The 2,729-nt window shown below is 72.3% G+C and carries 3 protein-coding genes; 1 reads left to right on the top strand and 2 read right to left on the bottom strand.

The window, feature by feature from the left end; translation table 11 throughout:
• Positions 1–364 precede the first annotated feature (364 nt).
• Positions 365–820: a hypothetical protein gene (locus tag ACTIGN_RS17850; protein WP_439626243.1), complete on the top strand. Its 456-nt coding sequence runs from the start codon at positions 365–367 to the stop codon at positions 818–820.
• A 343-nt stretch (positions 821–1,163) separates the two neighbouring features.
• Here ACTIGN_RS17850 and ACTIGN_RS17845 read toward each other — a convergent pair whose 3' ends face one another.
• Positions 1,164–1,910, bottom strand: coding sequence for a carbon-nitrogen hydrolase family protein (locus ACTIGN_RS17845; protein ID WP_439626241.1), 747 nt, complete (start codon positions 1,908–1,910; stop codon positions 1,164–1,166).
• Positions 1,911–2,195: 285 nt separating this feature from the next.
• The gene (locus ACTIGN_RS17840) at positions 2,196–2,600 is read right to left on the bottom strand and encodes a hypothetical protein (protein ID WP_439626239.1); all 405 of its coding nucleotides are present in this window, start codon (positions 2,598–2,600) and stop codon (positions 2,196–2,198) included.
• Between the last annotated feature and the right edge of the window lie 129 nt (positions 2,601–2,729).

The following is a 2,729-nucleotide window of genomic DNA, read 5'->3' as shown; positions in this document are numbered from 1 at the left end:
CGGAACGCATCCTCAACCTCGCCGCATGAGCTACAGGATGTCGCGGAAAGAACAGGTTGAAGGGCTGAGGGATGGGCGGTGGGGTGTGCAGGGCGGGCCCGGGGGAGTCGGCCCGAGTGTGTCTCGTCGCGACAGGGTTATGCATTCCCTGTGCCAATCGGGCCGTGCCGGCAGCCGTGCCTCCCGTGTCCTGCGAATCCCGGGCGAGCGATCCGAATGGCGGGCCCCCTTCTGGCCGGGCGTTGTAACTCTTACTGCCCGAGCCCGGGAACCCTGCCGACCCGGCTTCCCCTCCTTCTCCACCCTCGCTATGACCTCGACAATTCCGCCGGGGCCGATGCGTCTCCGAACACCCGAGGTTGTCATGCCCCCGTTCACCGAACGCGATGCCGCGAACCTCCCCCCCGAACAAGCGGTCGCGCTGCTCCGCGTCCTCGACCTCCAGGCGGAGTGGGACGGGCTGCTCGCCGACAAGGGGCCGGGCCTCGCGGCCCTCCGGTCCCGGCAGAAGGCGAACGACGTGCTCCAGGCCGCGCTCCGGGCATACGCCGGCGCGTACGGCCGGATCGCGCTCCCCGAGCCGACGCAGGCGATGCCGAACCGGCTCTCCGCCTGGTGCCGTGTCCTGCGGATCGTGTTCCAACGTGCCGAGGGGGTGAGGGCTCCCCACCTCATGGCGAAGGTGTACCGGCTCGGCACGCGGGTGGCGGCGAAGACGGGGAAGGAACCGGCGGCTCACGACGAGAACCTCGACACCGTGATCGCGTGGTGTGAGAAGCTGGTGCAGCCGCTGTTCAGGAAGCAGGAGGACGCGGCGTGAGCGAGAGGCCATGGAGTACGCCCTGAAGGACCACAGGCTCGTCTTGGCGTACGGCGGCGACGCCGGGCGGGGTGTGGACATCGGCAAGCGCATCCGTGGCGCGCCGGAGGCGGCGGGTATGGCCGCGCTCCCCGGTCTCCGACGGTCCCTCGCTGACCCGGCTCAGAGATCTGAGCCCGGCCGCCGGACAAACCCCGCGGATCGGGGGTTGGCTACATGCCATCTGGTTCGGCCGGATCGCGGAAGTGTTGCCGCGAGCCTCCGCCGTTGTCGCGAGACAACGGCGGAGGCTCGCTGTCGAACAAACGTGACGGCGTGGCCCGGCCCGCCCATGCGCGCGGCCTCACAATTCACACGCCTCCGCCGTCCACCCTTCTGGCCCGCGGGCGGCGATGACCAGCGCGTTCTCCGTGCCCGCGGCCTGCGCGAGCAGCGCGCCGTCCGGCGCCCAGGCCGCGCTGCGGCCCACCGACTGGTAGGTGCCGGCCGACGCGGCGTGGTTCGCCATCACCACCAGCACCCGGTGGACGGGGGCGTACGCCGCCAACCGCGGGGCGTCGGTCGCGTACCACTCGGCCGTCAGGAATACCCCGGCCGCGTACACCGTCGCCCCCAGCGCGGCGTACGCCTGCGGGTGGGCGGGGGCCGACGAGTCGGCGCAGATGGACAGGCCGACCATCTGCCCGCCCGCCGCGAACGCGAGCGGCTCGGCCCCGGGGGCGAAGAAGTGCGACTCGCTGCCGCCCAGGTGCATCTTGGCGTAGGTCCGCCGCGCGCCGTCGGGGCCGAACAGGACGGCACCGATGGCGGGCTTGCCGCCGCCGGCGGCCAGGGCCGCGCCGCCGGCGACGTGCATCCGGTGGTGCCGGGCCGCCTCGCCGAGCGGGTCGAGGCGGGCGTCGGCGGCCGAGAGGGCGTGCGACGCGGCCAGGTCCGGCTCGTAGCCGAGCAGGGACAGTTCCGGGAACACGAGGACGGACACCCCCCGCGCGGCCGCGGCTGCCACCGCCGCGACGTGCGTCCCGACGTTCCGTGCGAGGTCGCCGCGGACCGACGCGACCTGCGCCGCGGCGACCTTGAACTGGCTCACACACGCCCTCCGCCGAACTTCGGATCAACTCTCCCGACTTACCGTACCCAACGGCTTCGGCCGCCGCAACGAATCACCGGCCTCTCCCGGGGCTTACCACCTTGTCGCGCGACAACACGGGAGGGGACGGCGACGCCGGCGGAGGGATCCCGACCGACCCGGCGGTGTTCCTGCCGCAGCGCTCCTACCCGTGCTGATGCCCGGTCGCGCGGCCGGAGCACGAGGGCCGCTCGCGATCGCGTGGGACGGCGGATCGACGGTTTGTCAGGCAGCCGGGCCGGTCTGTTAGGGGAAGTGCTCAACCCGGTATTTGCTGATTACCCGGCCGCCCGAGACCCCGACGAGGATCTGCGCCGCCCCGACGTACGGCCGCGTCTTCCACCACCGGTAGACGGGATCTCCCCACACGCCGCCGCACCAGGAGCCGGGCACGTCGCCACCGAACGTGGGGTCCGGCGGCTCCCCCCGGGGCCGCCCGCGCGGGATCTCGTAATCCGGCACCTCCTCACCGGGCTTGCCCAGCAGTGCTTCGACTTGTTCGAGCGTCATGCCCTTCTCGATCCGCTCGTAGTTGCGGCCGGAGTAGCACCCGGGGCGGTTCCACCACGCGGCGCCCAGGGCCACGACGAGGACCGACACGAGGGTCGCAACCGCCAGCCCCGCGACCGGGGTGAACTTTCGCCTTGGCACCTCGAGCCCCTCCCGCAGACTTTGACTGGGTTCATGCCCCAGGACCCCGACCCGTGTTGACCTTGGTCGCGCGAACGGCCAGGCGAACGCTGCCCCGCCCCTTGTCGTGCGACAAGGGGCGGGGCAGCG

The organism is Gemmata sp. (genome assembly GCF_051859125.1).
In the GTDB taxonomy this organism is placed as follows: Bacteria; Planctomycetota; Planctomycetia; order Gemmatales; family Gemmataceae; genus Gemmata.
The sequence above is the reverse complement of the archived record's forward strand: the minus strand, read 5'-3'. Positions and strand labels throughout refer to the sequence as shown.